At 60.4% G+C, this 26,682-nt stretch carries 27 protein-coding genes; 13 read left to right on the top strand and 14 right to left on the bottom strand.

All coding sequences use genetic code 11. From position 1 onward, the window contains the following. Nucleotide 1: 1 nt before the first annotated feature. A complete protein-coding gene (locus AC3RLQ_RS04405; RefSeq protein ID WP_493034704.1) occupies nt 2-3,208 on the top strand; it encodes an efflux RND transporter permease subunit in 3,207 nt (1,068 codons plus the stop codon). 450 nt (nt 3,209-3,658) lie between these two features. Then, complete coding sequence (gene dinB / locus AC3RLQ_RS04400; RefSeq protein ID WP_493034702.1) at nt 3,659-4,741, top strand: DNA polymerase IV; 1,083 nt, start codon at nt 3,659-3,661, stop codon at nt 4,739-4,741. A gap of 182 nt (nt 4,742-4,923) precedes the next feature. On the opposite strand, the gene AC3RLQ_RS04395 is transcribed toward dinB, so the two are convergent. Together AC3RLQ_RS04395 and AC3RLQ_RS04390 are read right to left on the bottom strand one after the other, a co-directional pair. Beyond that, the gene (locus tag AC3RLQ_RS04395) at nt 4,924-5,271 is read right to left on the bottom strand and encodes a HigA family addiction module antitoxin (protein WP_493034700.1); all 348 of its coding nucleotides are present in this window, start codon (nt 5,269-5,271) and stop codon (nt 4,924-4,926) included. Between the two features lie 54 nt (nt 5,272-5,325). After that, on the bottom strand, nt 5,326-5,622 hold the full coding sequence (locus AC3RLQ_RS04390) for a type II toxin-antitoxin system RelE/ParE family toxin (RefSeq protein ID WP_493034698.1): 297 nt from the start codon (nt 5,620-5,622) through the stop codon (nt 5,326-5,328). A gap of 382 nt (nt 5,623-6,004) precedes the next feature. Here AC3RLQ_RS04390 and AC3RLQ_RS04385 point away from each other — a divergent pair, with 382 nt between their 5' ends. After that, nucleotides 6,005-6,472, top strand: a complete 468-nt coding sequence (locus AC3RLQ_RS04385; RefSeq protein WP_493034696.1) for a hypothetical protein — start codon at nt 6,005-6,007, stop codon at nt 6,470-6,472. Nucleotides 6,473-6,500: 28 nt separating this feature from the next. On the opposite strand, the gene AC3RLQ_RS04380 is transcribed toward AC3RLQ_RS04385, so the two are convergent. Both AC3RLQ_RS04380 and AC3RLQ_RS04375 read right to left on the bottom strand, forming a co-directional pair. Next, complete coding sequence (locus AC3RLQ_RS04380; protein WP_493034694.1) at nt 6,501-8,642, bottom strand: hypothetical protein; 2,142 nt, start codon at nt 8,640-8,642, stop codon at nt 6,501-6,503. A 215-nt stretch (nt 8,643-8,857) separates the two neighbouring features. After that, entirely contained in the window at nt 8,858-9,457 is a 600-nt protein-coding gene (locus AC3RLQ_RS04375; protein ID WP_493034692.1) for a hypothetical protein, read from the bottom strand. Here AC3RLQ_RS04375 and AC3RLQ_RS04370 point away from each other — a divergent pair. Beyond that, entirely contained in the window at nt 9,444-9,617 is a 174-nt protein-coding gene (locus AC3RLQ_RS04370; RefSeq protein ID WP_493034690.1) for a hypothetical protein, read from the top strand. The two genes, AC3RLQ_RS04375 and AC3RLQ_RS04370, sit on opposite strands and share 14 nt — an antisense overlap. A 35-nt stretch (nt 9,618-9,652) precedes the next feature. On the opposite strand, the gene AC3RLQ_RS04365 is transcribed toward AC3RLQ_RS04370, so the two are convergent. From AC3RLQ_RS04365 to AC3RLQ_RS04355, 3 genes are all read right to left on the bottom strand, one after another. Further along, on the bottom strand, nt 9,653-10,471 hold the full coding sequence (locus tag AC3RLQ_RS04365; protein WP_493034688.1) for a hypothetical protein: 819 nt from the start codon (nt 10,469-10,471) through the stop codon (nt 9,653-9,655). Nucleotides 10,472-10,508: 37 nt separating this feature from the next. After that, the gene (locus AC3RLQ_RS04360; RefSeq protein ID WP_493034687.1) at nt 10,509-11,777 is read right to left on the bottom strand and encodes a hypothetical protein; all 1,269 of its coding nucleotides are present in this window, start codon (nt 11,775-11,777) and stop codon (nt 10,509-10,511) included. A 398-nt stretch (nt 11,778-12,175) separates the two neighbouring features. Further along, complete coding sequence (locus AC3RLQ_RS04355; protein WP_493034685.1) at nt 12,176-12,469, bottom strand: hypothetical protein; 294 nt, start codon at nt 12,467-12,469, stop codon at nt 12,176-12,178. Nucleotides 12,470-12,681: 212 nt separating this feature from the next. Here AC3RLQ_RS04355 and AC3RLQ_RS04350 point away from each other — a divergent pair, with 212 nt between their 5' ends. Further along, complete coding sequence (locus AC3RLQ_RS04350; RefSeq protein ID WP_493034683.1) at nt 12,682-13,686, top strand: hypothetical protein; 1,005 nt, start codon at nt 12,682-12,684, stop codon at nt 13,684-13,686. Nucleotides 13,687-14,087: 401 nt separating this feature from the next. Then, on the top strand, nt 14,088-14,390 hold the full coding sequence (locus tag AC3RLQ_RS04345; RefSeq protein ID WP_487684743.1) for a hypothetical protein: 303 nt from the start codon (nt 14,088-14,090) through the stop codon (nt 14,388-14,390). A gap of 98 nt (nt 14,391-14,488) precedes the next feature. Here the strand turns inward: AC3RLQ_RS04345 and AC3RLQ_RS04340 are convergent, their stop codons facing one another. The 6 genes from AC3RLQ_RS04340 to AC3RLQ_RS04315 all read right to left on the bottom strand — a co-directional run bounded on the left by AC3RLQ_RS04340 (nt 14,489) and on the right by AC3RLQ_RS04315 (nt 17,895). Next, nucleotides 14,489-14,737, bottom strand: coding sequence for a hypothetical protein (locus AC3RLQ_RS04340; protein WP_493034681.1), 249 nt, complete (start codon nt 14,735-14,737; stop codon nt 14,489-14,491). Between the two features lie 87 nt (nt 14,738-14,824). Further along, nucleotides 14,825-15,427, bottom strand: coding sequence for a hypothetical protein (locus AC3RLQ_RS04335; RefSeq protein ID WP_493034679.1), 603 nt, complete (start codon nt 15,425-15,427; stop codon nt 14,825-14,827). 273 nt (nt 15,428-15,700) lie between these two features. Then, nucleotides 15,701-16,114, bottom strand: a complete 414-nt coding sequence (locus AC3RLQ_RS04330; RefSeq protein WP_493034677.1) for a low affinity iron permease family protein — start codon at nt 16,112-16,114, stop codon at nt 15,701-15,703. A 152-nt stretch (nt 16,115-16,266) separates the two neighbouring features. Continuing rightward, a complete protein-coding gene (locus tag AC3RLQ_RS04325; RefSeq protein WP_493034675.1) occupies nt 16,267-16,614 on the bottom strand; it encodes a hypothetical protein in 348 nt (115 codons plus the stop codon). A gap of 31 nt (nt 16,615-16,645) precedes the next feature. After that, entirely contained in the window at nt 16,646-17,011 is a 366-nt protein-coding gene (locus AC3RLQ_RS04320) for a hypothetical protein (RefSeq protein ID WP_493034673.1), read from the bottom strand. Between the two features lie 281 nt (nt 17,012-17,292). Then, nucleotides 17,293-17,895 (bottom strand): DUF4919 domain-containing protein, encoded by a 603-nt coding sequence (locus AC3RLQ_RS04315; protein WP_493034671.1) that lies wholly within the window; start codon nt 17,893-17,895, stop codon nt 17,293-17,295. Nucleotides 17,896-18,061: 166 nt separating this feature from the next. Between AC3RLQ_RS04315 and AC3RLQ_RS04310 the strand changes: the two genes are divergently transcribed. The 4 genes from AC3RLQ_RS04310 (at nt 18,062) to AC3RLQ_RS04295 (ending at nt 22,969) form a co-directional block, all read left to right on the top strand. Further along, nucleotides 18,062-18,661 carry a class I SAM-dependent methyltransferase gene (locus tag AC3RLQ_RS04310; protein ID WP_493034669.1) on the top strand — a complete coding sequence of 200 codons (600 nt, stop codon included), beginning with the start codon at nt 18,062-18,064 and terminating at the stop codon, nt 18,659-18,661. A 139-nt stretch (nt 18,662-18,800) separates the two neighbouring features. Continuing rightward, the gene (locus tag AC3RLQ_RS04305) at nt 18,801-19,415 is read left to right on the top strand and encodes a class I SAM-dependent methyltransferase (RefSeq protein ID WP_493034667.1); all 615 of its coding nucleotides are present in this window, start codon (nt 18,801-18,803) and stop codon (nt 19,413-19,415) included. A gap of 154 nt (nt 19,416-19,569) precedes the next feature. Then, nucleotides 19,570-20,931, top strand: a complete 1,362-nt coding sequence (locus AC3RLQ_RS04300) for a hypothetical protein (protein WP_493034665.1) — start codon at nt 19,570-19,572, stop codon at nt 20,929-20,931. A gap of 49 nt (nt 20,932-20,980) precedes the next feature. Continuing rightward, nucleotides 20,981-22,969, top strand: a complete 1,989-nt coding sequence (locus tag AC3RLQ_RS04295; protein ID WP_493034663.1) for a tetratricopeptide repeat protein — start codon at nt 20,981-20,983, stop codon at nt 22,967-22,969. A 172-nt stretch (nt 22,970-23,141) separates the two neighbouring features. Here the strand turns inward: AC3RLQ_RS04295 and AC3RLQ_RS04290 are convergent, their stop codons facing one another. Then, nucleotides 23,142-24,563, bottom strand: coding sequence for a DUF1552 domain-containing protein (locus AC3RLQ_RS04290; RefSeq protein WP_493034661.1), 1,422 nt, complete (start codon nt 24,561-24,563; stop codon nt 23,142-23,144). A gap of 360 nt (nt 24,564-24,923) precedes the next feature. Between AC3RLQ_RS04290 and AC3RLQ_RS04285 the strand changes: the two genes are divergently transcribed. Genes AC3RLQ_RS04285 through AC3RLQ_RS04275 form a run of 3 tightly spaced genes read left to right on the top strand, consistent with a single transcriptional unit; the run spans nt 24,924 to nt 26,656 of the window. After that, nucleotides 24,924-25,259: a PadR family transcriptional regulator gene (locus tag AC3RLQ_RS04285; protein ID WP_493034659.1), complete on the top strand. Its 336-nt coding sequence runs from the start codon at nt 24,924-24,926 to the stop codon at nt 25,257-25,259. After that, nucleotides 25,252-26,109, top strand: coding sequence for a permease prefix domain 1-containing protein (locus AC3RLQ_RS04280; RefSeq protein WP_493034657.1), 858 nt, complete (start codon nt 25,252-25,254; stop codon nt 26,107-26,109). Before AC3RLQ_RS04285 ends, AC3RLQ_RS04280 begins: the two co-directional genes overlap by 8 nt. A 31-nt stretch (nt 26,110-26,140) precedes the next feature. After that, nucleotides 26,141-26,656 carry a hypothetical protein gene (locus AC3RLQ_RS04275; protein ID WP_493034655.1) on the top strand — a complete coding sequence of 172 codons (516 nt, stop codon included), beginning with the start codon at nt 26,141-26,143 and terminating at the stop codon, nt 26,654-26,656. The last annotated feature ends 26 nt before the right edge of the window (nt 26,657-26,682 follow it).

Here is a 26,682-nt window from a genome sequence, read left to right as displayed (position 1 = left end):
CATGTTCTCGAAGATCTTACAGCGGCCAGCGCTGGCCATTGTGATCTCGTTGCTGATCCTCTTTCTGGGGACGTTGTCGATCTTCCGGCTGCCGATCTCGCAGTTTCCGAATGTGGCGCCGGTGGTGGTGATGGTGAACATCACCTTCCCCGGGGCGAGCGCGAAGGTGCTGGAGGAGAGCGTGCTGGTGATGCTGGACCAGTCGATCAACGGCGTACAGGACATGAAGTACATGATGTCTGACGCGACGAGCGCGGGCGAGGCGACGATCCAGGTGGTGTTCCATCTGGGAACGGACCCGAACGTGGCGACGGTGAACGTGCTGAACCGGGTGAACCAGGTGAAGAACCAGCTGCCGCCGCTGGTGCAGCGGGAGGGGATCATCGTGAACAACGTGAGCCCGAACATGCTGATGTACGTGAACTTGTACAGCAAGGACAAGAACGCGGACATGCAGTTCCTGTTCAACTATGCGTTTGTGCAGCTGCAGCCTGAGCTGGCGCGGACGCGCGGGGTGGGGCAGGTGCGCATCCTGGGCACGCGCAACTATGCGATGAGGATCTGGCTGAAGCCGGACCGGATGCGGGCCTACAATGTGTCCACGGATGATGTGATGAAGGCGCTCTCTGAGCAGAGCGTGATCGGCACGCCGGGGAGGCTGGGGCGGGCAGATGCACAGCGATCCCAGGCGCTGGAGTATGTGCTGACGTACAAGGGGCGCTACAACAAGCAGGAGGAGTATGAGAAGGTGATCCTGCGGGCGACGGAGAACGGGGAGATCCTGCACCTGGGGGACGTGGCGCGGGTGGAGCTGGGGAGTGAGTTTTACGATTTGTACTCGGACCTGGACGGCAACCCGTCTGCGGCGATCGTGATCAAGCAGAGCTACAACAGCAACGCGAACGAGGTGATCAAGCTGCTGAAGGAACGGCTGGAGCTGATGAAGCGCAAGAGCTTCCCGGCGGGGATGGACTACGAGATCAGCTATGATGTGTCGAAGTTTCTGGATGCCTCGATCGAGAAGGTGCTGCACACGCTGATGGAGGCCTTCATTCTGGTGTCGCTGGTGGTGTTTGTGTTTCTGGGGGACTGGCGCAGCACGCTGATCCCGACGCTGGCGGTGCCGGTGTCTCTGGTGGGGGCGTTTTTCCTGATGCAGATGTGCGGGGTGAGCATCAACCTGATCACGCTGTTTGCGCTGGTGCTGGCGATCGGGATCGTGGTGGACGACCCCATCGTGGTGGTGGAGGCGGTGCATGCGAAGATGCATGGGACGGATCTGACGCCGTTTGAGGCGGTGCAGCGGGTGCTGGTGGAGATCGCGGGGGCGGTGATCGCGATCACGCTGGTGATGACGGCGGTGTTTGTGCCGGTGACGTTCATGTCCGGGCCGGTGGGGGTGTTTTACCGGGAGTTTTCCATCACGATGGCGTCTGCGATCATTCTTTCCGGGATCATGGCGCTGACGCTGACGCCGGTGCTGTGCGCGATGATTTTGCGCAGGCCGGAGGTGCAGCACCAGCACAAGCACAAACACCGCGGGCCGGTGGAGTGGGCGCTGGAGCACTTTAACAGCGCCTTTGAAAAACTGACGAATGTGTACGTGGGGCTGCTGAAGAAGATCGTGCACCGCAAGGCCGTCACGCTGGGGATTCTGGTGCTGGCGGGCGTGGCGATCTATGGGGTGAACCAGACTCTCTCGCCGGGATTCATCCCGGCGGAGGACCAGGGGATGATCTACGCGATCCTGCAGACGCCGCCGGGCTCCACGCTGGAGCGCACGTTTGCGAAGTCGATCGAGCTGGAGAAGATCGCGAAGGAGATCCCGGGCGTGCAGTCCATCTCATCGCTGGCGGGATATGAGGTGCTGACGGAGGGGCGCGGATCGAATGCGGGGACGTGTTTGATCAATCTGAAAAACTGGTCTGAGCGGAAGATGAACTCGCACCAGATCATCGCGGAACTGGAGAAGCGGTGCCATGTGATCTCGGGGGTGAAGCTGGAGTTTTACGAACCGCCGGCGGTGCCGGGGTATGGGGCGGCGGGCGGCTTCTCCCTGCGGCTGCTGGACAAGACGAGCAGCGGGAACTACGAGCGGCTGCAGGTGGTGAATGATGAATTCATGGAGGCGCTGAAAAAGCGCAAGGAGCTGCATGGGCTGTTCAGCTTTTTCAGCGCGAACTATCCGCAGCTGGACATCGAGATCGACAACCAGATGGCGATGCAGAAGGGGGTGTCCATCAAGACGGCGATGGAGAGCCTGGCCATCCTGGTGGCGAGCACGTATGAGCAGGGGTTTGTGAGGTTTGGCCGGTTCTGGAAGCTGTATGTGCAGGCGGACCCGAAGTACCGCGAGATGCCGAAGGACCTGCAGGACCTGTATGTGGGGAATGACAAGGGGGAGATGGTGCCGTTCTCGGAGTTTGTGGTGCTGAAGCGGAAGCAGGGGCTCAATGAGATCACGCGGTACAACGCCTACCCTGCCCCGTCCATCCAGGGTGCGCCGGCGGATGGCTACAGCAGCGGGGATGCGATCCGGGCGGTGCAGGAGGTGGCGGAGAAGGTGCTGCCGCGCGGGTATGACATCGGCTGGGCGGGGCTGGCGTTTGATGAGGTGGGCCGGGGGAATGAGGCGATCTACATTTTCGTGGTGGTGCTGCTGTTTGTGTACCTGGTGCTGGTGGGGCAGTATGAGAGCTTTCTGCTGCCGCTGGCGGTGATCCTTTCCCTGCCGATCGGGGTGATGGGCTCGTTTGTGATGCTGCACACCTTTGGCCTGGACAACGACATCTACGCGCAGGTGGGGCTGATCATGCTGGTGGGGCTGCTGGGGAAGAACGCGATTTTGATCGTTGAATTTGCGACGCAGAAACATCAGCAGGGGCTGCCGATTTTGGATGCGGCCATTGAGGGTGCGCGGGTGCGCTTCCGGCCGATCTTGATGACGTCGTTTGCGTTCATCGCGGGGATGATTCCCCTGCTCCGCGCCTCGGGTGCGGGCGCGATCGCGAACAAGACGATCGGTGCTTCTGCGGCGGGCGGGATGCTGCTGGGGACGGTGGTGGGGCTGCTGGTGATCCCGGGGCTGTACTACCTCTTTGCGACGCTGTCTGACAAACGGAAGCTGCTGCCAGGCGAGCGGAACATGCCGCTGACGGAGGTGAAGAACCAGGGTGGCGATGGTGGGAGCGGGATGGTGGAGCTGTAGGGTTGGCGGAGTTCTTGGTGGAGTGGTGTGGTTTTGCGGGAGTTGTGTGGTGGTCGGGGTAGATAGACAGGATTAACAGGATGGCAGAATTTCAGGATTTGTGGTGTGGTGGGCGTGTGTGGTGGGAGGAATGCGGTAGTGGTGGAGTGGCAGGACCGGGGAGGCATTGAAGACCAACGGCCTTCGCCGGAGGCGGAGCGGGGGGCGGAGCGGGAGGCGTGGAAGAGGAGCGTGTGGCGAGCGGCCATGGTGATGGGGCTTGGGAGATGAGCGGTGCGCTGGAGGGGGGGGGCGACGTGCTGCGGGCTCGGAGGCCGACCTTTTTGGGTGGGGGCGTGTTTGCGACGATTTGTGAGAGCGGTTTGGGTGACTTTTCGTGATTGATAGTGAATGCTGCGCGAGCCGAGTGAATGAACATCCAACCCCTGCTTTCTGCCGTACGTTAAGGCCATGCCGCGAGTGATCATGCATATGGACATGGATGCGTTTTTTGCATCGGTGGAGCAGCGGGACAATCCGGAGTACCGGGGGAAGCCGGTGATCGTGGGATCGCCGCCGGATCAGCGTGGGGTGGTGTGTGCGGCGAGCTATGAGGCGCGGAAGTTCAAGGTGCGGTCGGCGATGCCTTCACGGACGGCGGGGCGGCTGTGCCCGGCGGGGATCTTTGTGCGGCCGCGCATGGAGGTGTATCGGGCGGAGTCGGCGCGGATCATGGAGATTTTGCAGGAGTTTACGCCGCTGATCGAGCAGGTGTCTGTGGATGAGGCGTACCTGGATGTGAGCGCGCATGCGGACCCGGCTTTGGAGGTGGATGCGGCGATCGAGGCGGCACGGCCGATGGCGGCGGCGATCAAGCGGCGCATCCGCGAGGAGCGGGGGCTGACGGCGAGTGTGGGGATCAGCGCGAACAAGTTTCTGGCGAAGCTGGCGAGTGATTTCCAAAAGCCGGACGGACTGACGGTGATTTTGGACAGGGACAAGATCGCGTTTTTACGACCGCTGCCGGTGAGCGCGATCCACGGGGTGGGGCCGGTGACGGCGCAGGGCCTGGAGGCGCTGGGGCTGCGGACGATCGCGGATCTGCAGGACTCGACGCAGGGGCTGGAGGCGGTGGCGGGTTCGTTTGCGGCGAAGCTGCGGCAGCGGGCGCTGGGGAATGATGAACGTGAGCTGGATCTGAGCGAGGAGCGCAAGAGCATCAGCGCGGAGAACACGTTTCTCAATGACACGGACGCGCGGCCGGTGCTGCGGGCGGCGCTGAAGGAGATGGCGCTGGATGTGGCGCAGACGCTGGGGAAGCACGGGGTGGGCGCGATGACGGTGCAGGTGAAGGTACGCTACAGCGACTTCACGACGCTGACGCGGCAGATCCGGCTGGAGGAGCCGGTGACGACGGAGCGGGAGATCTACCGGATGGCGTGTTATTTGCTGGCGCGTGACCGGCTGGTGACGGGGCCGCTGCGGCTGATCGGGATCGGGGTTTCGACGCTGGTGGCGCCGGAGCAGAGGCGGCAGTTGAGGCTGGGGATTTGAGGGGGGGACTGGATGCTGGATGCTGGCGGGAGGTGGTGAGAGGTGGGGGTGTTTGGAAAGGGGGAGAGATTTGGGTGGGAGGTAATTGTGGGAGGAAGGATTCCACGGACGCGACGCAGCGCGTCCCTACCAGATGCTACCAGCGTTGGGACACGGGTGGAGTTACTGGAGTCTTTGGAAAACTACGCGGCTTTGGCCAGTTCGGGAATCACGGTGATGGCGGCGTATTCGGCGGCCTTGGCGGCGCGGGCCAGGCGCATGTCGTAGTCGCGTTGCAGATTGAGCCAGAATTCGGGGCTGACGCCGAGGGCGGCACCGAGGCGGATGGCGGTGTCCGGGGTGATGCCGCGCCGGCCTTTGACCAGGTCATTGATGCGGCTGACGCTGATGGAGGTGGCCTGTGCCAGCCGATACTGACTGACGCCGACGGGCTCCAGGAATTCGAGGAGGAGGATCTCGCCAGGGTGCGCCGGGCGCAGGGCTGCGGGGCTGGCCTTGGTTTTTGCGGTCTTGGTTTTTGCGGTTTTCATTTTGAAGGGATGTTTTGGAATGGGAGCGGGGCGTGGTGAAGAGGATTCAATCAATCAATGATAGTCGGTGAAACATGCATTGCGGATTTCGAGGGGTGGCTCGGTGCAGGTGAAGGTGATGCGCCACTGCTGATTGATACGAATGCTCCAGAGGGGCGGCTGGCCTCTGGGCTGGCCGCCGAGCACTTTGCATTGCAGGGATGGCATGGCCTGGAGTTCGGTGATGCTGGTGGCGGCGTGCATCATCTGGAGCTTGCGCAGCGCATTCTGCTGCAGTTCCAGCGGCACACGTTTGACGGCCCTGCCCTGAAAAATCGCTTCGGTGTTTTTGTCCGCGAAGTGAATGACCATGGCGGCATAATACCCAATAACGGAATGTCGGCCAGATTTTTCGTTCTGTTTTTGCGTATGCTTGTGTGTGGGTGTGGGTGCGGGCGGAGGATGGACAGGATTTACAGGATGGGGGGATTCACAGGATTGGTGTGGGGTGAGGTGGCGTGATGGGCGGGTGGCGGGTGCTGCCTTCTTCGCCAAGGCTTCGAAGCCCAGGGCGGGTTCGGAGACTCGCGCTCCTGGGGCGCTGTGTGAGGCGGGCGGGGATGGAGGAAGCGGACGGGCTGGGGCTTTCGGCACGGCCTTTGGGCGGGCGGGGGGCGATTATTGTGAGAGACAGGCGGGACTTGGGTGGTTATTCTCCGGCTGTTGTTCTGAAATTTTTACCGCTTCGCTTTTTATGAAAACTTCTCTTCTGCTTGTTTGTGCCTCGGTGATGGCCGGTGGGCTGGTGTCTTGCACGGGTGATTTGTACCGGCGCACGGTGCCGGCGCGGACGACGGCGACTTCGGCGAAGGTGGCTCCGCCTGCGTTTGGCTCTCCGGCGTATGTGAGCAGCCTGCGCCCGTATGGAAGGCCGTATGAGCGGAGCGGGTTCTACCCCTACAGTGAATCACGCCCGGGCGGGATGGGGTACTATGATCGTGTGGCTTCGCCGCATGGTTCGTATGAGTACATTTACCACGACCTGGAGGTGCCGCATCCGGCGCCGGGGACGCCGCTGAAGGAGAAGACGGTGCGGTACACCTCGCGCCATCCTTCGTCCTGGGGTGCGCCGATGTGGGTGACGACGTTTAAGCCGGGGATCTTTGCGCGGCGTGGGAATGGTGCGACGCCTGCCGCAGCGCCGGGATCGGGATCTGAGTGAGGATGGACGCGGGCGGCGGGCGGAGTGGTTACTCCTTTTTGGCGGCGGCCGGGAGGCGGAAGCCGAGGTAGGTGCCGTTGGAAATGCCGAGCAGGGCCAGGAGGGTGTCGTCAAACACGGGCAGTGAGCGGGTCTTGGCCACGGTGACGACGAAGACGACGCCGAGGACGAGGGTCCAGATGAGCATCTGGTAGCGGTGGAAGCTGTAGCGGCCTTCCTCCGTCATCCAGTCATCCAGGAGACGCATCAAGGGGCTGGTGCTCATGCGTTCGCACTCGGCCTGCTGCTGCTTGAGTCTGACGAGGTCTTCCAAGTAGCCGGGGGTGTCTGCCTTCTGGGCGAGCTGGAGGATTTTTTGCTTTGTGGTGGCTTCCGACTGGAGCGTGATGAGATCGCTCTGAAGGGTCGTGATCTTTTCTTCAAGCGCGGGCTGTTCTTCGTACAGCTGGCATGTGTGCTGCCGCCGCATTTCCTGGATCTCGCTGCGGAGGGCTTCGCGGTTCGCCTCGGGGGCTTGTTCGAGATCGTATTCCTTGGTCGCGATGTCCTGCTCGAGTTTGATGATGGCCTTGCGCAGGGTGGGAAGCGTGGTGTTTTGCGCGGTGAAGAGGGCGCGTTTGCATTCGCTGATGGACTGTTTCAGGCCGGTGATCTGCTGCAGCAGGGTGTCCTTGTCTGCGGCGAGGGCGTCTTCCTTGAGGTAGATTTCGATGTCGAGTCTCTGGAAGAAGGCGTCCCGGCCTTCTCCTGTGGCGCGTTTGAGAGGCCAGGTATTGAGCCCGCCGCCGGTCTTGCTGCGGTCTTCTGTGATGACGGCGGCGCCGAGGGCGGTGCCTGCGCCGATGCCGATGAGCCAGAGACAGGTGTTGTTGAGCACGGGCACCTTGTTCAGGGAGATGAAGAGGAAGAGAAAGGAGCCGATGACGAGGATGAACCAGAAGGCCATCTGCGAGCGGGAGAGGCTGTAGGGGGGAATGCCGTCTGCGCGGAGATTCCCGAGGGTGTCGCGGATGAGATCTGTCCTGCAGGCGCTGATGAAGAAGAGAGCGAGGCAGAGGACCATGAGGAGGAGTGCGACGGAAAAAAGCAGGCCGTCGATGACGACGAGACGGAGGATGCTCATGCCCTGGAGGGGCTGGGTGTCTGCGCCGACGTATTTGACGGCGGTGGGGAGGAGGAAGGAGCGGTCTGCAAAAGGGCAGTTCAGCGTGAGCTGGACGCTGTCATTCATGAGGATGCGTTTTCGGAGCTGCTGCCACACGGTGGTGTTGTCGTCATTTTCGACGATGGGGAAGCGGTACCAGAAGTAGTCGTCGTAGTCGGTGGCGGGTTTGCGCTCGGCCTGGCTCTGCGCCTCTTCATCGGGGTTGGTGGGAGCGACGCCCTTGAGCTCCAGGTCGTTGATGCGGAGGCGCAGCTCTGCGGCCTTCTTTTTGAGCATCTTTTTGATGAGCTGTGGGACCTCCTGCTGGAGGAGCGTGACCTTCTGCTCCGTGCTGCTGGAGGATAGCAAGGGGAGGAGGTTTTTGAAGCTGGGCAGATCCAGCACGTCTGCGACCACGGCCTCTGCGGTGATTTTCGGCCTGCCGGGAGCGAGGGTGAGGCGGCCGACTTCCCGGGGGTCCGGGGGGCCGACGAGCTGCAGCCTGGCGGCCTGGAGCTGGTCGTTTTTTTCGCGGATTTGTGCGAGCACCCTGGCATCATCCATGGAGAGCGCGCCCTGATTCACGTACTCGGTGACGCGAGTGTCTGTGAGGACGCCGAGTGCGGCCTCGCGGAGGATGAGGTTGGCGTCTGCGGCGCGTTTGAGGTAGCCGTTGAGGATGATGGAGCGGACTTTGTCAGAGGTGCCTTTGGCGAGTTCGTCATCCACGTAGTGGAGATTGTCCGCCTGACCAATGAGCCAGCCGTTGAAGTTTTTGACTTCGACGACGAGGACGTCTCCGAGGGCGAAGCGGTCGCCGTCGCTGCGGGGCTTGTTGCCCATGCCGCTGCCGCGTGAGACCCAGGCGCGGAGCACGCCTGCGTGGAATTTGTCCGGCTCAGGCGGCACGTCCTCGGCCCAGGCGTGGCTGAGGAGGAGACTGAGGACGCAGCCCAGCAAGGCGTGGAGGCGGCGGCTGCGGGAGGGTGGAGAGGAGGTGCTGCGCGAGCATTCTGAGGAAGGCATGGTTTTTACTCCAGTGATATTCGTAAATTAGAAACGCATTGTATTTGGCTGCGGAATGCAAATCCAGCAAGTTCTTCACCTGAGAATATTGCGCATTATTCACTGACCGCTAATGCGGGAGCATGGGCGTGAACGGGGCATGGCGCTGGAAACGGGAGCCGTGAGCGCGGAGGCATGGATGCCCGGTTCTGGTGCATTCTGGCACCCGTACTGACTCAAGGTGGAATGGGCGTGCCTGCATAGGCTGCTGTCGCGGCTTCCAGCAGATTCAGGACTGTGCTGAAGTTTTGATCGCCACGGATGTCATCGGAGAGGGCGCGCAGGTCGGCGAGCATGGAATCAGCGCCCGGATCTCCGGGGGCGATGGTGTCCACCTTGGTGGCGGCGGCTTTTGCGTGATTGACGGCCAGCGCATGGCCTGCATCAGCCAGTGCCTGGAATGTGGCGTCGTGGAGATCCAGCAGGTCGAAGCGTTCTTCCTGACTGATCACGTAGAGTTCGAGGTCCGCAGGCTTGCTGAGAGCCAGACCTTCGCTGGCAGGAGTGTTGAGGGCCAGGTCTTTCTCAATGCTGAGCAGGCAAAGCTGTACGAGGCGCCGCCACAGTTTGGGGTCAGCGTGGAGTGACGGCGAGCCTCCGACAAGGTCCTCCGCCATGGCTTCCGCCGCAGCGGGGGCTGCTGCCACTGCCGCCAGGGCCACGGTCTTTTCCAATCCCACCGTGGGGGCGGGCAAGGGAACGGCAGCGGCAGGAGGGCTGGCTTTGAACTTCAGGTGCAGAACTTGCAGATCCAGAGACTGGATGAGCTTCAACATTTTTGCTGTGCTGGCAGCCGAAGACTTGGGCTTTGTTTTCGCTCCTTTTTTCGCCCCTTTTTTGGGCGCCTTTTTTGCCGTTTTTTTGCTGGTGGAGGCTTTAGCCATAAGCAGGTCTTTCTATGAAGGGTGGAGGGTTTGGAAAAAGGATGCGTGGTGAGCCCAAGGCGGGGATGAGGGTGCCAGCGGTGGAGATCAGGTTTTGGGTTTGGGCTTGGTCTGCTTGGCCTCGTAGAGATCCCGGGCTTCCTTGCCGAAAGAGAGCGCGTCCTTGAGGCGGGCAAAGAAGGACTTTTTCTGTGTGGTCTGAGTCAGGGCCTCGCGTGCGGCGGCGAGGTTGCTCTTGCCGGAGTCGAGCTTGGCCAGATTGGCGGTCACGGCGGCATCCATGAGCTGGCGGCTTTGCACGGCTTTCTCCACCTGCGCGCCGTCATTGACCACGCCATCGCTGACGTAGCCCATGAAGGCGCTGCGGGCTGCGGGTGTGCCCTGGCCGAGAACTTTGTCGATGGCGACCACGGCCTCGCGCTCGCTGGCTGCGGTGATGCGGAGGTAAGGCAAGGAGCTGCGGATGCGGTCCGCCGCAGGGTCCGCAGGTGGGGTGGCGCTGGTCGCGGTGGTGCTGGTCGCGCCGGGGGTGGGTGTGGTTGTGACGGCTGCTGACTCATCCTTGGCAGCGGCCTCATTGAATTCTTTTGCATTGAACGCCGCTGAAGTGGAGGCCGCGACACGTGGGGTCTGCTTTGTGCCCTTGGTGGCGGCGTCCACCTTGGGGAGCACGGAGTAGCCCTGGAGCTCGATGAGCTTGGCCGACTGGGCGCGGTAAAAGCCCTTCTCCGCATTGATTTTGTCCTCCACTGATTTCTCGTAGGCGGCGAGTTCGCTGATGGTGGTGCCTGCGAGATGGTTCGCGGTTTTGGAGGAGGCGCAGGAGGCCAGCAAAGCCGCCGCCAAGCCAGGACCCGCGATGGAGAAGGCGCGCTGAGTGAGGAGGGTCAGAACCGAGGAGTGCATGAGAAATAGGCGGGAAGGTGTGGCGAGCGATGAGAAATCATTTCAAGGCGATGGCTCCAAGAGCCACGACTTGGGCGATCTGGGCGAGATGCTCCGGACGGAAGCCGCTGGAGTGGTACACCTGCAGGCCCTCAATGGCGCGGCTGATCACCGCGCGGCGGCCTGCGTCATTCACATTGGAAAGGGCGATGGAGCGCTGGTGGTCCACGCGTTGCAAGCCCACCTCCAGCAGGGCCTGGGAGCGTGCGAAGGAAGTCTTTGCCACGGCGAGCTTGCGGACGCTGAGAAGGGAGTTGCGCAGCACGCCCAGCTGGGGGTCGATGGGCGTATCCAACTTGCCCTCCTGGGTTTTCTTGTTGTTGTCCAAAATCCCACGGGCAAGGCGTGTCTGCATTTCCATCTGCGTGGGGAAGGTGTTTGGCATCTGGGCAGGTTTTCGTTCCAAGAATTTGAGGCTGTCGCGCGCGAGCTCACGTGCGAGGAGTGCGCGGGTGCAGGCCTCGGCAAGCACGACGCGGGCTTTGTCCAGATAATCGAGCTCTGCGGAGGCGGCATCCCGCTGGACTTCGAGGAGTTTGAGGGAGGCATTGAGCACGATGAGATCGATGCCCGGGGCTTGAGGAAGCAGGCGGCCGCGCGGTGCCTTGCCGTCGCCCTTGAACCACTTGAAGGCGCGCTCACCCACTTTGTAGGCCTCTTCACTCTGGGTCTTCCCATCGGCATCCACATAGGTGATTTTTTTTCCAAGCTCCGACGTCAGGATGGAGACGGTGGACCAGGCATTGTCCAGATTGACGGAGCCGGCCAAGGAGCTGCTCAGGCCGGGGGCGTCGATGATGGCCGTGCGCAGCAGGGCGACGGAACTGTTGTACATGTTGATCTCGTCCTTTTTCTTGTCGATCTCGTCTCCCAGTCTGGCGATGGGATCCTTGGCTGCGGCGATGACGTTTTTTTGCTGCTGGGTGAGGCCGTCCATCCTGCGGATGTGGGCTGGCAGAGTTTCATTGATGAAGACATTGATTTCTCCCTTGGAGCTCTTGCCGTCGTCGATGAGTTCCTTGAGCACCTTTTCGGTGATGGCCACGTCCTTGTAAGCGACGGTGGTCTGGCCCGCGACATCCGCGAACTCGGTCAGCACGCGGTTCTCTTCCTTGGCATAAAGGTCAAGGTTGCTCTGCATGGCGGCGTAGATGCCGGGGGCTGCGGTGTTTTGAGCATCCATGGCGTCCCTGGCTTTTTTCATGGCCTCCTCGTTGGCCTTGCTGTGGAAGTGGGAGGGCACCATGCGGCAGGAGGAAAGGCCCATGCCACCGAGAAAGGAGATCACCAACAGAGGGCGACAAGGTCCGGAAAGGACGCGAAACAGAGGAAGTGACTCAGGCATAAGCAGACGAATATCTTGAATTGTCTTCTTATACAGGGGTCGCCTTTTTCTTTTCAATAACATTTCTATTTAGACCTCGTTCTTATTGTTTGTACGTTTTTTGCATATTTACAGAAAGCGTGGCCTTTAACGAAAGAGACAATGCCCCCCCCTGCCCCGTGTCTTTGCCTCATGGCATGCGGGCCCGGGTGCGGCCTGCGGCATTCCAGCTTTTGCTTGGCTGCGGCTCCCCCGAGGAAGGCTGCGGCGTGGAACGGGCATGCGTCTGAAGGCTGAGCGATGAGGCGGGCCGACAATACCACTCCATCTTATGTGATGGTTTAAACTGCCTGCGCGGAGGCCTCCATGACATGCCCGTGGGGAGAGGCTTTCACGGTGCGCCAGGAGGAGCGGAGGAGGTGGATGCTGAGGCAGATGCCGAGGATGAGTGAGAGGGCGGCGCAGAAGATGTACAAGGATGTGTGAAACCAAAATTCGAAGGGGTTGTCTTTGCGGCGATAGCGTCCGTGGCGATTGGTGATTTCATTGCGAGTCCATGCCCGCCAGGAGACGAAGGTGAAGATGAGGCCGAGGATGAAGCACATGAATATGCCTGCGAGTTCGTTGGACATCATGGGAGGTGTCGTGATGGCGGGTGCTTGTTTTGTGAGGGGTTGCGGCGGTGCGGTGGGAGCGGGGAGGGCGGGTGTGGGACTTGTCTATAGATTTACAGTCCTTCCTGCCTTCAACTTTCTTCCTACTACTTTGGGGACTGGCAGGCCCACCCTGCGTTTTTTTCGTATCCTTGCTTGAAAAATTCCACCTACCGTGTCGTTTGAGCACCATCATGAAAACCAACCAACTCCCGCAGATTCGTCCCCTCGCCTTTGCACTGGGTCTTCTGCTGGCAGGCGGCCTGCACGCGGCGGATGTGGGGCTGAAGAACGGTGACTTCCTGGCGGGCAAGCAGTTCTGGAGTGGCGATGGCAAGGCCATCACGCTGCCGGATGACAACAAGGTGCTGGAACTTTCCTCCAACACCCAGGACACGAACGAGCTCCACCAGGAGCTCAAGCTGGGCGCCCTGCCCACGGTGGAGGTCAAATTCCGCGCGCGCTTCATCGGGGGCAAAGGGAAGATGCGGGCCAGTCTGGTGCGCCCGAGCGGTTACTTCACCTACTTCACCTTCACGCTTCCGCCCGATGGCGCATGGCGCGATGTGACCTTCAAACACACCCGCGAAAGCCTCAAGGAGGACCTGACGCTCTCGCTGGAGACACTGCCGTTTGAGGGCAAGCTGCAGATCGACGATGTGTGGGCGGGCGAGCCGGGGACGCATGTGTCTGTGCGGCCGATGGAGAAGCCGGCCCCGGCGCCGCCGAAGAAGCCGGGCATGCCTGCCGTGGCGGCCGCAGCGCGCCCGAGTGCGGCACTGGACGGTTTTCTGGATGCGCTGCCACCGGAACTGCGCGCGAAACTCAACGCCCCTGCCCTGGCTGCCGCAGACCTGGAGGCGATCAATGCGTGGTTTGCGAAGGTGGCGATCAACAAGCCGGTGCAGCTCACCCTGGTCATCGACACGGCGGAAGTGGTGCCGAACAACCCGAAGAACTACCGCATCCGCGCCGCTGATGGCCTGCTGAGCGGCAAGTATCCGGCGGTGCGTTTTCAGCAGTGCTACGCCTACCTTCCCTCTGAGAAAGCCACGGAGCTGGCGCATGAGCCCATCGGCGCGGCTGTCACGCTCGCGGCCCGGCTGACGCGGTGTGATCTCAAACAGTTTCCCAACGGGGTGCGACTGAATGTGGATGTGGCGGACAGCGTGTGGATCAAAAATGGGCCTGCGAAGTAGCGGGGGGGGTTGGTGGGTGGGAGGGTGCGGAGTGCGGGTGCGCAAGCCTGAAAGGGTGGAGCTGCCGCTTTCGAGGGGTGAGTGGTGGGCGCGGGGTGATGGGCCTAAGAGGATTTGGGAGGCTCCCGCTTTCGGGTGGTTTGTGGTATGTGGTGTCAACCGGCACGACGAAAGCGGTAGCTGCGTTCGTTCCTCACTTCGCGACCGCAGTCCATATCAGAGGCGTCGACGCAGAGAGCTATTTGGCGTGCGGAGGTGAAGGGTGATTTGAGAGACGCGCGGCTTTGGAGAGGCCTGCTGGCTTCAGGCAGGTATTGCCAAAGAGGGCTGGAAGCGGGCTTGAACTGGGTGTGGCGCTGCGCCACGCTGGTGGTCGCGCTTTCTCCGTGCCTGATTCCTTTATGAAAAAATTTGCTGTCATCGTTCATGGTCGAAACTTTCTGATTCAGGATCAGGAGGACAAGTTTCCGGGGCTGAGGGAGTTTTACATCCATGCGTATCCGGAGGCTGAAACGGCCGAGGCGGCGGAGGGCCTGGCGCTGGAGCTGGTGAGGGAGCTCATGAAAACGCGAAAGATGGTGCGGAATACGCCTGAGAACGCGCCGGAGCTTTTGATCGATGAATGCCTGGAGGTGGCGGAGTGGCCGGATTGTTCGCGGCCGCTGAGCGGGTTTGTGTTTATCGAGGCGTCGAAGAAGGGCTGAGGTGGCTGCTACTTGGCGCGCCCCGTTTGCCGGGATGGGATCGGCGGGGCCTGCTGGCAAGGCGGGAAAGCGGGCGGATGAGGCAGCGCGATGTGCGGCTACTTTTTCTGACGGGGATGGCAGCGAGTGCAGACGCCCCAGTTCCAGCCGTAAGCGACCAGTGGATTTTGCGTGGCGATCCGCTGGCCGCACTTCTCACACTTGAGTGTGAAACAGATGATGGTCCCGAGGATGGACCAGGCAATGAGCAGCCAGACCCCATAGGGGAACATCGTGGCGGCGATGAAGCAGGCCAGTCCGGTGAGGACGATGCCAAGATGTACTTTCTGAGCGGTGCTCGCTGCCATGGCCTGGATGCTGGCAAAGCGGAGAGGTTTGTCAACGCGACGGCGCTGGCGGCGTGGCGGTGGACGACGCGAGGAATGGAGGCCGGTCTATTTCGTGAGGTTCCACTTTTGGACGATTTGGTCGACCGTGTCCACGTACTGCACGCGATGCTGCGGGGCGAAGGGTGGGAGTTTTGCGAGGGATTTTTTCACGGCAGAGTCGCTGCCGAGGTAGGCGATGGCGAGGGTGCCGGTGGTCCAGTCACAGGTGACGCGGAGTTCTTCGTCTCCTTCGGTGCCTTCTTCATCTTTGTAACGGCGGCCGCTGAGATAGGAATCGGTCTCGGTGGTGGGCTTGCCGGCTTCGTCATGGCGGACGCGTTTGACGGCGGCTTTGTCATGGGCGCGGTCGATGAGCCACTCGTCGCCTGCGGCGGGGGTGCTGCGGAAGCAGATCCATTCTTCACCGACGGAGCGCATGCCGAGGAGGATGCGGCGGGGATTTTCGGCAAGGCCGCGCTGATGCGGCGCCTCCAAATGAGTGAGGGCCTGGGCGTTTGCGTTTTTGGACGGGCCGCAGGAGATGAGCATGAGGCTGAGGCCGATGAGGGCGGCGAGCAGAGGCTGGGCGTGAAGGGCGATGCGACGTGTGTGTGCGCGCGCGGCGGGCCGGTGATGGCGGTGCCTCGTGGATGTGGGGGTGTGAGGCATGGGGTGCGTGGTGACTCGGCGGTGCTGGCAGGAGCCGATGAGTGCCGTCACTCTTTTGCGCGGGTCTGGGGCAGGAAGCAGATGTGGAGCTCATGCATGCCACAGTTTGGTGGCTTTGCACGAGTTCATTGAGGAGGCCGAGGTGATGAGTTTGACGGAGGGGGGGGCGGTGCTCAGTGCTCAGTGCTCAGTGCTCAGTGCTCAGTGCTCAGTGCTCAGTGCTCGGTGTTGGAGGCTCGTGGGTGGAGGCTCGTGGGTGGATGCAGGATGCGGTCATTCCTTGGCGGACTTGCCGCTCTTTTTTTCGAGGGTGAGGCGTGCCTTCTCAGCGAGCGCTGCGTAGGTGGCCCGCACTTTGTCGAGGTCTTCTTCTTCCATGTCTTCCAGATCGAGGAGCTCGTTTTGTGCGCCGGAGAGGGAGCGGATGAGTTCATCGAGCTTGAGGTGCATGGCTTCCGAGTCGCGGTTCTGGCTGTTCTGAATGAGGAACACCATGAGGAAGGTGACGATGGTGGTGCCGGTGTTGATGACGAGCTGCCAGGTGTCGCTGTAGCCGAACAAGGGCCCCGTGAACGCCCAGACAAGGATGGTGGCTGCGGCCAGGCCAAATGCAGCGGGCCTGCCGGTGGCGTGGGCGATGAATTTGGCGAGGCGTGAAAACCAGGACTGGTGGTGGGGTGTGCTCATGGGGGGGGATTGAGAAGCGCTGGGGGTTGGCGCGCTTCTTTCTGAAAGCTATATCGCAAAGCGATGGCTGAAGAGACGTGACCATATGCGCAGGGGCGGGGCGGCGGGAACGGGCCTCCCCTGCCCCATTCTTTTTCCCTGAGATGCGGGGCTCAGAGGGGGTGGAACTCGTGGGCGATGCGGAAGGTGATGGCGCAGACGATGCCGCCGAGGATGAGTGTACACTGGATGAGGCGGAGGGCGCGCTGCAGGCGAAACCAGCCTTCTTCAAAGGACCACAGCCATTCGCCGAGGGAGGTGATGGACCAAGCCGAGAGACCGAGGAGTGAAAAAGCGATGACGGCTTCCCAATCGGGAGGCTGGGGTGGCATGTCATGGATGCCCACCCGCGCAACTCCGGCCAGAATGACGAGGGTGCCCCATGCGGAGATCCAGGTGCTGAAGAGGCAGATGCCCAGGCCGATGAAGCGTGCGACGAAGGCGGTGCTGCTGTGGTGCATGGGGGCTGGGAGACGAAGTGAGGCACTAGCCTCATCGGCTGCTGTCCTGGGTGGCGGCGATGAAATCTGACTCGGAGATCCAGGTGGCGAGGCCGCTCTCAAAGAGGACGAGGCGGCTGTAGGGATGGTGGGTGAGATCATAGCCGCCGGTGCGCGGGGCGGCGGAGATGATGTGGCCGTGCTCAGGGTGCGGCAGGCAGAGGGTGGGATCAAAGAGAAGCCAGGGGGTGCTCTGGCCGCTGTCGGGATCCACAAAGGGGGCGGGCCTGCCGGTGTCTTTGGCGTCTGCCACGGCGTGGTCGAGATCGGCGAATTTGAGGGGCCAGCGCCCGGCGTTCTGGGTGCGGTACTCGAGGAAGAAGCGATGATTGAACTTGAGCAGGACGGCCTGATGCATCCATGAACTGCTGGGCCCGGCGCCGGTGGAAAAATGAGCGGCGAGAGATAGCAGGAGAGCTCCTAGCAGCAACCCTCCGATGATTCTAATACTTCCCTTATACATGGGCGGCGGAAACGTGGCAGAGCGTGCGCGGAATGGCAACTGCAAGCCCGCTAATTACCGGTGAATTTGTATTTATTCGATGCGGTAAAAATGATTTTTTGAAAGAGCGGAGCGCGTCAGAATTTGCGTGTGTTTTCGAGGTGAACACGCGGGCTTTTTGAGCTGCGGTGTGCGCTTTATTTTTTACCGGGCGCGAACTGGCGGGCGGTGGCGGCGAGGGAGAGGGAGACGTCGAAGTAGAGGTCGGTCTCGGTGCCGTTGGAAAGCCGGACGTGCATTTTGTCGCAGGAGTCCACGAGGGATTGATCGATGAGCTCGGCGTCGATCTCGTTGAGCAGGGCGTACTCTTCGGCGACGGAGATGACTTTCCAGGCGGTCTTGGCAGTCTTGCCATCTCCGGTGGCGGTGATGGAGCGCATGAGGCCGTAGAAGCAGTGGAAGTGGTACATGCTGCCGGGGATGTCTCCGGCCTTCTTGAGAAAATGGCCGCGGAGGTAGTGCAGCTGGGCATCGATGGGGAATTTCTCCAGCCAGGTCTTGGCGAGTGCGGTGGCCTTGGGGTAGTCCTTGCTTTGGATAGCGGCCATCACGGCCTCGCGCTCGGGGTCGAGGTTCCAGAAGCCGTCGAAGTCCGGCCGCGCGGCATAGGCCATGCGCATGGCGGTGACATCCTCCACACTGGGGAAGGCGGGGACTTTGGGCGCAGGTGCCGCCTTGGGCTCTGCGTGGCTGATGCTGATGCTGACGAGGAGCAGGGCGGCGATGCTGGCGGTTTTCATGGTGAGGCGGTGGGGTTGATCAGCGAGCGATGGGGGCCGATGGGCAAGCTAGGCGGGGCGGCGGGGATGCAAGGAGAATGGGGAACGGCTTAAAAGAATCATTGAAGAAGGAACCAAAGCAAATCCGGCTCTTGATCGTGAACCGGACTGGCGTTAATCCCCTGCCATGCACCCAGAGGAACTTGGCAGGAGCTATGATGAGATCGCAGAGCGGTGGCTGGAGCCGCACCTGGAGAGTAATGGTATTTCACAGCATGATCTGGCACTGAGGTTTGCGGCGCATCCGGGCGGCAGGGCGCTGGATGTGGGCTGCGGGTGCCACGGGCGCTTTCTCCGGCTGCTGGAGCTGCGGGGCTATGCGGCGGAGGGGCTGGATGTGTCGGCACGGATGATCGCGCTGGCGCGTGAGCGGATGCCGCACGTCACGTTTCACCATGCGGATGTGTGCGCGTGGGAGCCGGAGGGGCGCTATGATTTTATCTCGGCGTGGGACTGCCTGTGGCATCTGCCGCTGGCGCGGAATGCGGAGGTGCTGACGAAGCTGTGCGGGGCGCTGGCTCCGGGCGGGATTTTTATTTTCACCTTTGGCGGGCTGGATGCGCCGGAGGAGCGGGTGGATGCGAGCATGGGCGTGCCGGTGAACTACAGCACGCTGGGGGTCTCACAGACGCTGCAAACTCTGGCGGCGGCGGGCTGCGTGTGCCGGCACCTGGAGTATGATCAGCACCCGGAGAAGCATGTGTTTGTGGTGGTGCAGCGGGTGTGAGGCTGGATGCTCGATGCTCGATGCTCGATGCTCGATGCTCGATGCTCGATGCTCGATGCTCGATGCTGGATGCTGGATGCTGGATAATGGATCTGGGTGTGCGTTGACGGTGGATATGGCGCGGCCTAGCTTTCTGCACATGACTTCACCTTTGCTCAAACTTCATCTCGGGGCTTTCAATTGTCCGCAGGAGGGGTGGTACAACACGGACATCACCCCGCATATCTGGGTGACGATGATTCCGGGGCTGCCGCAGCTGCTGCGGAAGATGGGGCGCATCACGCAGGCGCGGCTGGAGGAGCATGAGCAGGGTGTGTTTAAAAAGCTGCACTACCTGAATGTGACGAAGCGCTTCCCGCTGGCGGACAACAGCTGCCAGTGTGTGTTCAGCTCGCACATGTTTGAGCACATCTTTGTGTGGGATGTGCCGCTGCTGCTGAGCGAGATCCGGCGCGTGCTGGCTCCGGGCGGGGTGGTGCGGTTTGTGATCCCGAGCCTGGACCACTACGTGAAGCTGTATGATCCGGAGGACCCGACGGCGATGCTGCTGGGCATCCTGGAATACGATGGCACGGGAGTGAAGAACCGGCACCAGTGGATGTACACGGAGTCGTCTCTGTGCAAGCTGCTGGAAAAGCATGGCTTTGTGAACGCGCGGGCCTGCAAGTATCGCGAAGGGAAATGCGCGGATCTGGAGCGGATTGATAACCGGCCGGAGAACAGCATTTATGTGGAGGCGGAGAAGGCGGGGTAATGGAAAAGCTTATGCTTCGGAGACGGCCTGAGTCCTGTGCAGAGCTTCTGATCTTGTTTCGGCCATAAGGGGCAGCTACGCACGGAATCAAAGTCTCAGGAGCGTTTTAATGACCAGACCTTGCAAAAAGCACGACTCAACCTTATCCAATAAGATGATTGAACCTGCCAAAACCCTTGATGAAGCCCGGAAAAACTGCTCGCCGCAGCCGCTGTCAGATGGGGGTATCCGTGATTTTTGGGTCGAAACGGAACAGGCCAGGGATGAACTTACCAATTTCCGTGCGTCCCTTGGCAGCATCCTTAACGATGAGGCGGTGCAGAAAGTCCTCGTCCACGGCCACCGTGGTTGTGGAAAAAGCACAGAGATCAACAAATTCATCTACGGGCTCGGTCGACAATGGCTCGTGGCTTCGCTCAAGTCAGGCGACTTTCTTCAGGTCAGTGGTAATGAGGCGGCGGATGTCCTTCTGGCCGCTTGCACGCGTCTTATCGACGTGGCGAAGGAAAACGACCTTGCGGTCAATGAAGACGCCCTCAAACCCGTCCTTGCTTTTTTCGATCAGACAACGGTTACCGACACCGAATCGCGAGCCTCCAGCCTCGATACTGAAGCTGGAGTCAATGTGGGAGACGGCTTTTTGGACAAATTGATCGGCTTGAAGTTCAAGCTCGTTGCCGCGCTCAAATTCGGGTCACGGACTGAGCAGAGCACTGTGCATCGCATCCGCCAGCGCAAAGGAGAGCTTTGTGCGGCCGTCAATGCTCTTGGCTTAACTGTCGAGAAGGCATGGCAAGTGAAGAGCGACAACCCTGATGCCCGCCTGCTCTTGGTTATTGAGGATCTGGACAAACTCGGCCTGGCCGATGCCCGCAAGATATTCATTCATGATCCGCGTATCCTCAGCGAGGTCAATCTCCGGGCCATCTACACCATTCCCGTCTTCACCTTTCACTCAGCAGACGCTGGAGCTATTCGCAGCTATTTTGAACATGATCTGTCGCTGCCCATGATCAAGGTCAATGACTCCAGCGGCAAGCCTTGCGAGGCTGGCCGCTCGGTGCTGCGTGAGATTGTAAGAAAGCGCGTGGACGCTTCTGTCTTGCCTGATGACGCTCTCGAGCGTCTCATCGAGCGAACAGGAGGAGTGCTGCGCGATATTTTCGACGCCATCCAGACCGCCGTTCACTTCACACCCGTCAAAAAGAGCAAGGTGATCGACCTCACGTCCATTGAAAAAGCTTTGGACCGTATGGTCACTAATATTGGGCTCCAGATAGCCTATCCACCCGAAGACAAAAAAGAGCCCAAGGCTCTGCTGGAAAAGCTTGCTGCCATTGCCAAGGATCAGGCCGCAGGACTTACCACTGCTTCGAAGTCAGATCCAGACATTCAGCTCCTTTTGATGAGTGGCGCGCTGATCGAATACAATGGCGACCGCTGGCTGGGTGTGCATCCGCTGGCCCGGCAATATCTCCAGGATCTGCGTTACGATGTCGGAACACCTTCCACCTAATACCTCAGAGCTGATCTCCTGCCTCAGTGAACCAGTCCCTGGTCTGCTGATGCTGCGCTATCGCTCGGCACTAGTATTGGACACCTTGGTCAGTAGCCTGCGCAGCGCACTGCCATCTCGGCAGGTGGATGAAGTGCGTTTTGATCCACTCAGCAATGGTCCTCAGGGGGCACCCAGTATGCTCTTGGAAAAATGCCGCGTTTTGGCTTCAAAGGAGATTCCCGTACTTATTCTGCGGCCAGAGCCGGGTGCGAAGACTGACATGCCTGAACTCGCAATATTCTGGAAACAACTGAACTCATTGCGGGAAGCCCTCGGAGCATTGACTGCCCAGATCCTTATTTGCTTGGATGAAGCGCATACTGCCGCAGCATTTCACCACGGCAAAGACTTGATCTCCTGGTGCTCTCCCAAATTTGAGTTCCTCGACATTACTCCCGTATCGCTGGACAGAACTGTCAACTTATTGGAAAAGACCGCATCTGCAACAGGTGAGGAATCACCTCTTACTTGGCTGAGCCTATTCCCCCTTTGGCAGAAGGTTTTGTCTTCGGGTCAGGCGCTCACTGCTGACACCACCAGCCGCCTGCTCATTCCTCTTCTGCGAACGGCGGTGCGATTTGGCATGGTTACTGAAGGCAGTACTCTCATCCGTGAAGCTGGCGCAATCGTCTTTCGCGATGAAAATCAACATACCTCCTGGCTGAACCTATGTGGCGACCTTGCAAAGGCACAAGGCCACCTCGTCGAGGCATTGCGCTATTTTACCGAAGCGAAGCTCATCGCTGAACAGCAAGTGGCCAGCACCCCATCTAGTATTACCGGGCAGCAGGCCCTTATCGCTTCCTATGAGCGTCTAGGCGACATCGCACGTGAGCAAGGTGACATCGCTGGTGCAATCAAATACCTTGAAAAGAGCCGCAACGGGTGGGCGAATCTCATCGAGAAGGACCCGGCAAACATGAATCTTCGGCGTGGGATAATCGTGCCGCTCATAATGCTCGGCGACCTAGCGATGGCGCAAGGCAAGCTTAATGAAGCTCTGCGTTATTTCACAGAATACAAAGGGATCTGCGAAAGCCTTACCATCAGCGATTCCACCAATGCCGAGTGGCAGCGCGACCTTATCATTTCCTTAGAGCGCCTTGGTGACATTGCACAAGAACAAGGTGACCTCGCTGGGGCAATTAGCTACTTTGAAAACAGCCGCCTAGGATGGTCGAATCTCATCCAGCATGACCCAACAAACATCAGCCTACAACGGGGCATGGCAGTTCCCCTCAGCAGACTCGGCAACCTTACAATGGCTCAAGGCAATTTTGACGAAGCGCTACGCTATTTCACTGAGGCCAAAGCTATCTCAGAACGCCAGGCAGCTAGAGACCCAGCGAATACCATGTGGCAACGTGACCTTTCCGTCTCTATCCAAAAACTCGGCGACCTCGCACTTGCCCAAAATGATCACGCCCGGGCATTGCATTACTTCACCGAGGCCACAGTGATCGCAGAACGCCTAGCGGCGAGCGATCCCACAAATGCGGAGTGGCAGCGAGATCTTATTATTTCCTTTCAACGCCTTGGTGATCTCGCGCGAGAGCAAGGTGACATAGCTGCCGCTTTGAGACATTTTGAAAAAAGCAAAGATGGTTGGGAAAAACTGATCAAGCAGGACCCCTCAAACGCCATCCTACAACGGGGGCTGGCAGTGCACCTTCGAAAGCTCGGCGACGTTGCAATTGAACAGGGCGACCTTTATGGAGCCGCGCACTATTTCACTACTGCCAGAACCATTTCCGAACGCCTCTGCGTCAGTGATCCAACTAATGCTAAGTGGCAGCGCGACCTCATCGTCTCTCACTTTAAGCTTTCCCAAGTCGCTCAAAAAAATGGTGATACGGCGACGATGACGGCGGAAGCTCAAAAATGCTTCGCTTTACTAAATACTATGAGGCAACGAGGGCTGCAGATCAATCCACAGATGGAACAACTGCATGCAAGCCTATCAAAAATATTTGTCGAAGCGCCGTCAAAGATTTGATCGTCTGTATACTTGCGGGGTGCCCAGAGTAACCGCTGAGTAGACAAGCTTAATGAACCCAAGCTGTTCACTCCCCTTTAGATTTAGATTTACTCACCTCGCCTTAATTACCTGCATTTGGCATCAAGGCGGTATACTTTTGATGTAAAAAGGACGAACCCCCACCCCTACCCTACGCCTTCATCTCGCTGATCTGTTTGGTGGCGATGCCGATGGGGCGATCGAGGGGGACGCCGGCGCAGGAGAGCATGGTGGTGAGGAGGTCGCCTTGGTTGCCTTTGGTGTCTGGTAAGAAGCGGCCGGTTTTGACGGTGCCGCCGGCTTTTCCGGCGAGGATGAAGGGGAGGTTTTCGCGGCTGTGTTTGTTGCCGTCCTCCAGGCCGGAGCCCCAGAGCATGAGGCAGTTGTCGAGGAGGGTGCCGTCGGCTTCGCGGATGCTGTGCATCCTTTTGATCATGTAGGCGAACTGGGCGATGTTGAAGGCGGTGATGGCGGCGACTTTGCTCACCATTTCGGGGCGGTTGTTGTGGTGCGTCTGGGAGTGGTGCTCGTCTTTGAAACCGAGCTCGGGATAGGAGACGCCATTCGGCGTGGAGCCGATGTAGGTGCTCACGCGGGTGGTGTCGGTCTGGAAGGCGAGGACGTTGAGGTCGCACATGACCTGCATGTATTCGCTGCGCTTGTCGCCGACGGGAATTTTGATCTCGATGGGCGGGGTGTCGGTGGCGCGGTGGCGGCTGGGGGCGAGGCCGGCTTTTTCGAGGGCGGCTTCTTTTTGGCGATACTCGATGGCGGCGATGCGGCGCTCGACGGCGCGGACGCTGTCGAGGTATTCATCGAGCTTTTGCTGGTCGTCCTGCGGGAGCTGTTTTCTCAAATCTTTGGCGCCGGTGATGACGAGATCGAGCATGGAGCGGTCGAGCGCCTGGGCCTGGGCGGCGGCGGCGCTGGTGGGGCCTTTGCTGCTGCTGCCGGGGGTGCCGCTTTGATTGAAGAGGCGGTTGAGGACGTTGCGGGGATTGATCTCGGCGGGGACGGCCTGGGTGGCGGAGCGGAAGCTGCAGTGGGAGTAGTAGCCCTCATTGAGCCCTTCCTGATTTTCTTTGTGCGTCTGCGGCATGGTGGCGAGCTCGAGCGACGGGAGGGCGGTGAGCGCGCCGACATAGTTCGCGGCGATCTGATCGGCGGAGATGGCGATGTTGATGCGGTTGCGCTGGCGTGAGTCGGGGAGCTGGGCGGTGAGCCAGGTGGAGAGCTCCAGGGCGTGGGGTGCGCCATTGAAGGGGGCGATGGGGATGCCGCTGATGCCTTTCATGAGGAGGCACTGATCGAGCACGCCGCGCAGGGACTCCAATGCGGGCGGTGGGGTGGTGAGGTAGCTCTCGGGCGTGGCGGGCCAGAACTGATCCATGATGACGCCGTGGGGCATGTACATGAAGCCGAGGCGGACGGGGGGGCGCGCTGCTGCTGCGATGGCACTGGCGCTTTTTTTGGCGGTGTCTGCCCAGCCCATGACTTCGAGCAAGGGGAGCGCGAGGGTGGTGCCGAGGCCGCGCAGGCAGGTGCGGCGGGAGATGAGGGGGCTGCGGGACATGGGGGAAAAGGAAGGTGGGGGAATCGTCCTCGTTATCGTTCTCCTGCTCGTCCTCGATCATGGCGCGACCGCTGGGTGATGAAGGATGGAAGAACTGAAAATTGAGAACTGAGAACTGAGAATTTTAAATTGGCCGGAGCGGTGTAGCGGGGCTGATGGGGGTGAGTCGTTGCACTGTAAGATACTGCGTGATGGGGTGGTTTCTAGCAGGGTGTGAGAGGGAAAGCGGCATCGCTCACGAGGTGCGCGGGGGAGTGGCGCGGTGCGGCGGAGGTGTGGAGGGATCGGGACGATCCCTCTCCGGAAGAGCCGCGAAAAAATCAGGTTGCCATACATTGCACTGCAATGCATGGTTGCGCTATGAAGCTTCAGAAAGAACTTACGGCGGCCTCTTCGGTGCCGCTTGTGCTGTCGATTCTCGCGGAGGGGGACAGCTATGGGTATGCGATCATCCAGCGGGTGAAGGAGCTTTCCGGCGGGGAGATCGAATGGACGGACGGCATGCTGTACCCGGTGCTGCACTGGCTGGAGAACCACGAACTGGTGCGCAGCAAGTGGGTGGACTCGCCGACGGGCCGAAAGCGAAAGTACTACCATTTGAAATCCGAAGGGAAACAGGCCCTGAGGAAGCAGCAGGAACAGTGGACCCTTGTGAACAGCGTACTCAACCAACTCTGGAGCCCCCGCCATGCATAACCTCGATCGATCCATCGCCGAATGGCGCAAAGACATGTCACGCACACGCGGCCTGGGGCCGGACACGCTGGACGAACTGGAGAGCCATCTGCGTGAGACGGTTCACGCGCTGGTGGAATCTGGTATTCCTGAGCCGGAAGCACTGCAACGGGCGATTAAGGTGCTGGGGCCGGCGGGTGAGGTGTCGGCGGAGTTTCAAAAATTAAGCCCGGCCACGTGGCTGCCGGTGAGGATCGTGAGGGTGATCGCAGGAGGGGTTTTTTTGATGATCTTGGCTGACATGGTGCTCTTCTTTCAGCAGCATGTTTGGGATGCCTGGCTGTTCGCGCATGTCTTCACGCAGGCGCTCGGCCACTTGGCGGAAATGATGCTGTGGGTGCTGGGGATTTGTTTTGTGATTCAGCGCAGCTTTGCGGATTTTTCGACGCGTCGTGCGGAGGCCCTCGTGCGGGTGGTGCATGTTCTCACCGCATGGGCCTGTGGTTTCACATTGCTGAGTCTTATTTTCGGCATAGGGTATTCGCAGCGGACATGGGGCCGCCTGTGGAACTGGCATCCCACGGAAATCAGCGGGCTGTGCGTGCTGCTGTGGCGGGCAGGCTTTCTAGCGGTGCAGCAGTACCGGCGGCCCAGCGTGCGCAGCCTGTTTGTGGCGGGCCTTGCGGGCAACAGCATCGTGTTGATGTCGGTGTACGGCCTGGTGCTTTTCGCCCTGCAAGTCCATGTGTATGACCGTGCGATTCTGGCCCACTGGCCCTTTCTGCTGGTGCTCGCGGTGAATGCTGTGCTCATCCTGGTGGGGCTGGCCCCGGCGGGATGGCTGCGGGTGCGGAGAGGCGTGGTGTCGTGAGTGATGAAGTGAAAGCACGTGAAGGGCTGCGGTGATATCCGCCCTTGAATGCGCCACCGCAAAGCCCATCTTTGCCGCAGCCACCGGCCACGCCGCCATGAGACAGAGACTGCTGCTTCTTTCATCCTCCGCCGTCAGAGCCCTCGTGCTCATCATCCTGTGCGCAGGCGTCTGCCAGGCTGCGCCTCGGGCCACCTTGGAGACGATGTGTGATTCAGTGGGCGTTTTGAAGACGAGCTATGCCGCCGCCAGTTTTGATGAGAGCTGCGCCTTGCTGGAAAGCACCCTCCGCCAGGCCCTGATCCATTCTGAGGATGCGCAGGCGGACGCTGTGCGGCGGCGCCTCACGCTGAAGTCCACGGTGTCACCTCCGGGCAGTGTTCCTTTCCGGGTTTCCAGCCCGTCTCTGACCTGCACCATTCGTGAGCTGGTGCGCCAGTTTGCCGCCACATGGAAAGTGGCCGCCACGATCTCAGGTGATCAGATCCTCTTTTCCAAGCTGCCTGCCAAAACATCCAAGACCCCGGACGCAGTACGTGCGCAGTGATGGAAATGGGGTCAGCCAAGAATGGG

The organism is Prosthecobacter sp. GW821-HT29F12 (assembly GCF_058803405.1).
Note: the sequence above shows the minus strand (reverse complement) of the source record. Positions and strands in the feature narration are given on the sequence as shown.

Bases quoted from the DNA above. Each gene is read 5' to 3' on its own strand.
- AC3RLQ_RS04330 (WP_493034677.1), bottom strand. From the start codon at position 16,114: ATGAGCACACCCCACCACCAGTCCTGGTTTTCACGCCTCGCCAAATTC.
- AC3RLQ_RS04305 (WP_493034667.1), top strand. From the start codon at position 18,801: ATGACTTCACCTTTGCTCAAACTTCATCTCGGGGCTTTCAATTGTCCG.
- AC3RLQ_RS04285 (WP_493034659.1), top strand. From the start codon at position 24,924: ATGAAGCTTCAGAAAGAACTTACGGCGGCCTCTTCGGTGCCGCTTGTG.
- AC3RLQ_RS04300 (WP_493034665.1), top strand. From the start codon at position 19,570: ATGATTGAACCTGCCAAAACCCTTGATGAAGCCCGGAAAAACTGCTCG.
- AC3RLQ_RS04360 (WP_493034687.1), bottom strand. From the start codon at position 11,777: ATGGGCCTTTCCTCCTGCCGCATGGTGCCCTCCCACTTCCACAGCAAG.
- AC3RLQ_RS04325 (WP_493034675.1), bottom strand. From the start codon at position 16,614: ATGCACCACAGCAGCACCGCCTTCGTCGCACGCTTCATCGGCCTGGGC.
- AC3RLQ_RS04295 (WP_493034663.1), top strand. From the start codon at position 20,981: ATGCTGCGCTATCGCTCGGCACTAGTATTGGACACCTTGGTCAGTAGC.
- AC3RLQ_RS04320 (WP_493034673.1), bottom strand. From the start codon at position 17,011: ATGCATCAGGCCGTCCTGCTCAAGTTCAATCATCGCTTCTTCCTCGAG.
- AC3RLQ_RS04310 (WP_493034669.1), top strand. From the start codon at position 18,062: ATGCACCCAGAGGAACTTGGCAGGAGCTATGATGAGATCGCAGAGCGG.
- AC3RLQ_RS04380 (WP_493034694.1), bottom strand. From the start codon at position 8,642: ATGCCTTCCTCAGAATGCTCGCGCAGCACCTCCTCTCCACCCTCCCGC.
- dinB (WP_493034702.1), top strand. From the start codon at position 3,659: ATGCCGCGAGTGATCATGCATATGGACATGGATGCGTTTTTTGCATCG.
- AC3RLQ_RS04350 (WP_493034683.1), top strand. From the start codon at position 12,682: ATGAAAACCAACCAACTCCCGCAGATTCGTCCCCTCGCCTTTGCACTG.
- AC3RLQ_RS04405 (WP_493034704.1), top strand. From the start codon at position 2: ATGTTCTCGAAGATCTTACAGCGGCCAGCGCTGGCCATTGTGATCTCG.
- AC3RLQ_RS04345 (WP_487684743.1), top strand. From the start codon at position 14,088: ATGAAAAAATTTGCTGTCATCGTTCATGGTCGAAACTTTCTGATTCAG.
- AC3RLQ_RS04390 (WP_493034698.1), bottom strand. From the start codon at position 5,622: ATGGTCATTCACTTCGCGGACAAAAACACCGAAGCGATTTTTCAGGGC.
- AC3RLQ_RS04370 (WP_493034690.1), top strand. From the start codon at position 9,444: ATGAGCTTCAACATTTTTGCTGTGCTGGCAGCCGAAGACTTGGGCTTT.
- AC3RLQ_RS04365 (WP_493034688.1), bottom strand. From the start codon at position 10,471: ATGCACTCCTCGGTTCTGACCCTCCTCACTCAGCGCGCCTTCTCCATC.
- AC3RLQ_RS04340 (WP_493034681.1), bottom strand. From the start codon at position 14,737: ATGGCAGCGAGCACCGCTCAGAAAGTACATCTTGGCATCGTCCTCACC.
- AC3RLQ_RS04335 (WP_493034679.1), bottom strand. From the start codon at position 15,427: ATGCCTCACACCCCCACATCCACGAGGCACCGCCATCACCGGCCCGCC.
- AC3RLQ_RS04280 (WP_493034657.1), top strand. From the start codon at position 25,252: ATGCATAACCTCGATCGATCCATCGCCGAATGGCGCAAAGACATGTCA.
- AC3RLQ_RS04375 (WP_493034692.1), bottom strand. From the start codon at position 9,457: ATGTTGAAGCTCATCCAGTCTCTGGATCTGCAAGTTCTGCACCTGAAG.
- AC3RLQ_RS04355 (WP_493034685.1), bottom strand. From the start codon at position 12,469: ATGATGTCCAACGAACTCGCAGGCATATTCATGTGCTTCATCCTCGGC.
- AC3RLQ_RS04395 (WP_493034700.1), bottom strand. From the start codon at position 5,271: ATGAAAACCGCAAAAACCAAGACCGCAAAAACCAAGGCCAGCCCCGCA.
- AC3RLQ_RS04385 (WP_493034696.1), top strand. From the start codon at position 6,005: ATGAAAACTTCTCTTCTGCTTGTTTGTGCCTCGGTGATGGCCGGTGGG.
- AC3RLQ_RS04315 (WP_493034671.1), bottom strand. From the start codon at position 17,895: ATGAAAACCGCCAGCATCGCCGCCCTGCTCCTCGTCAGCATCAGCATC.
- AC3RLQ_RS04290 (WP_493034661.1), bottom strand. From the start codon at position 24,563: ATGTCCCGCAGCCCCCTCATCTCCCGCCGCACCTGCCTGCGCGGCCTC.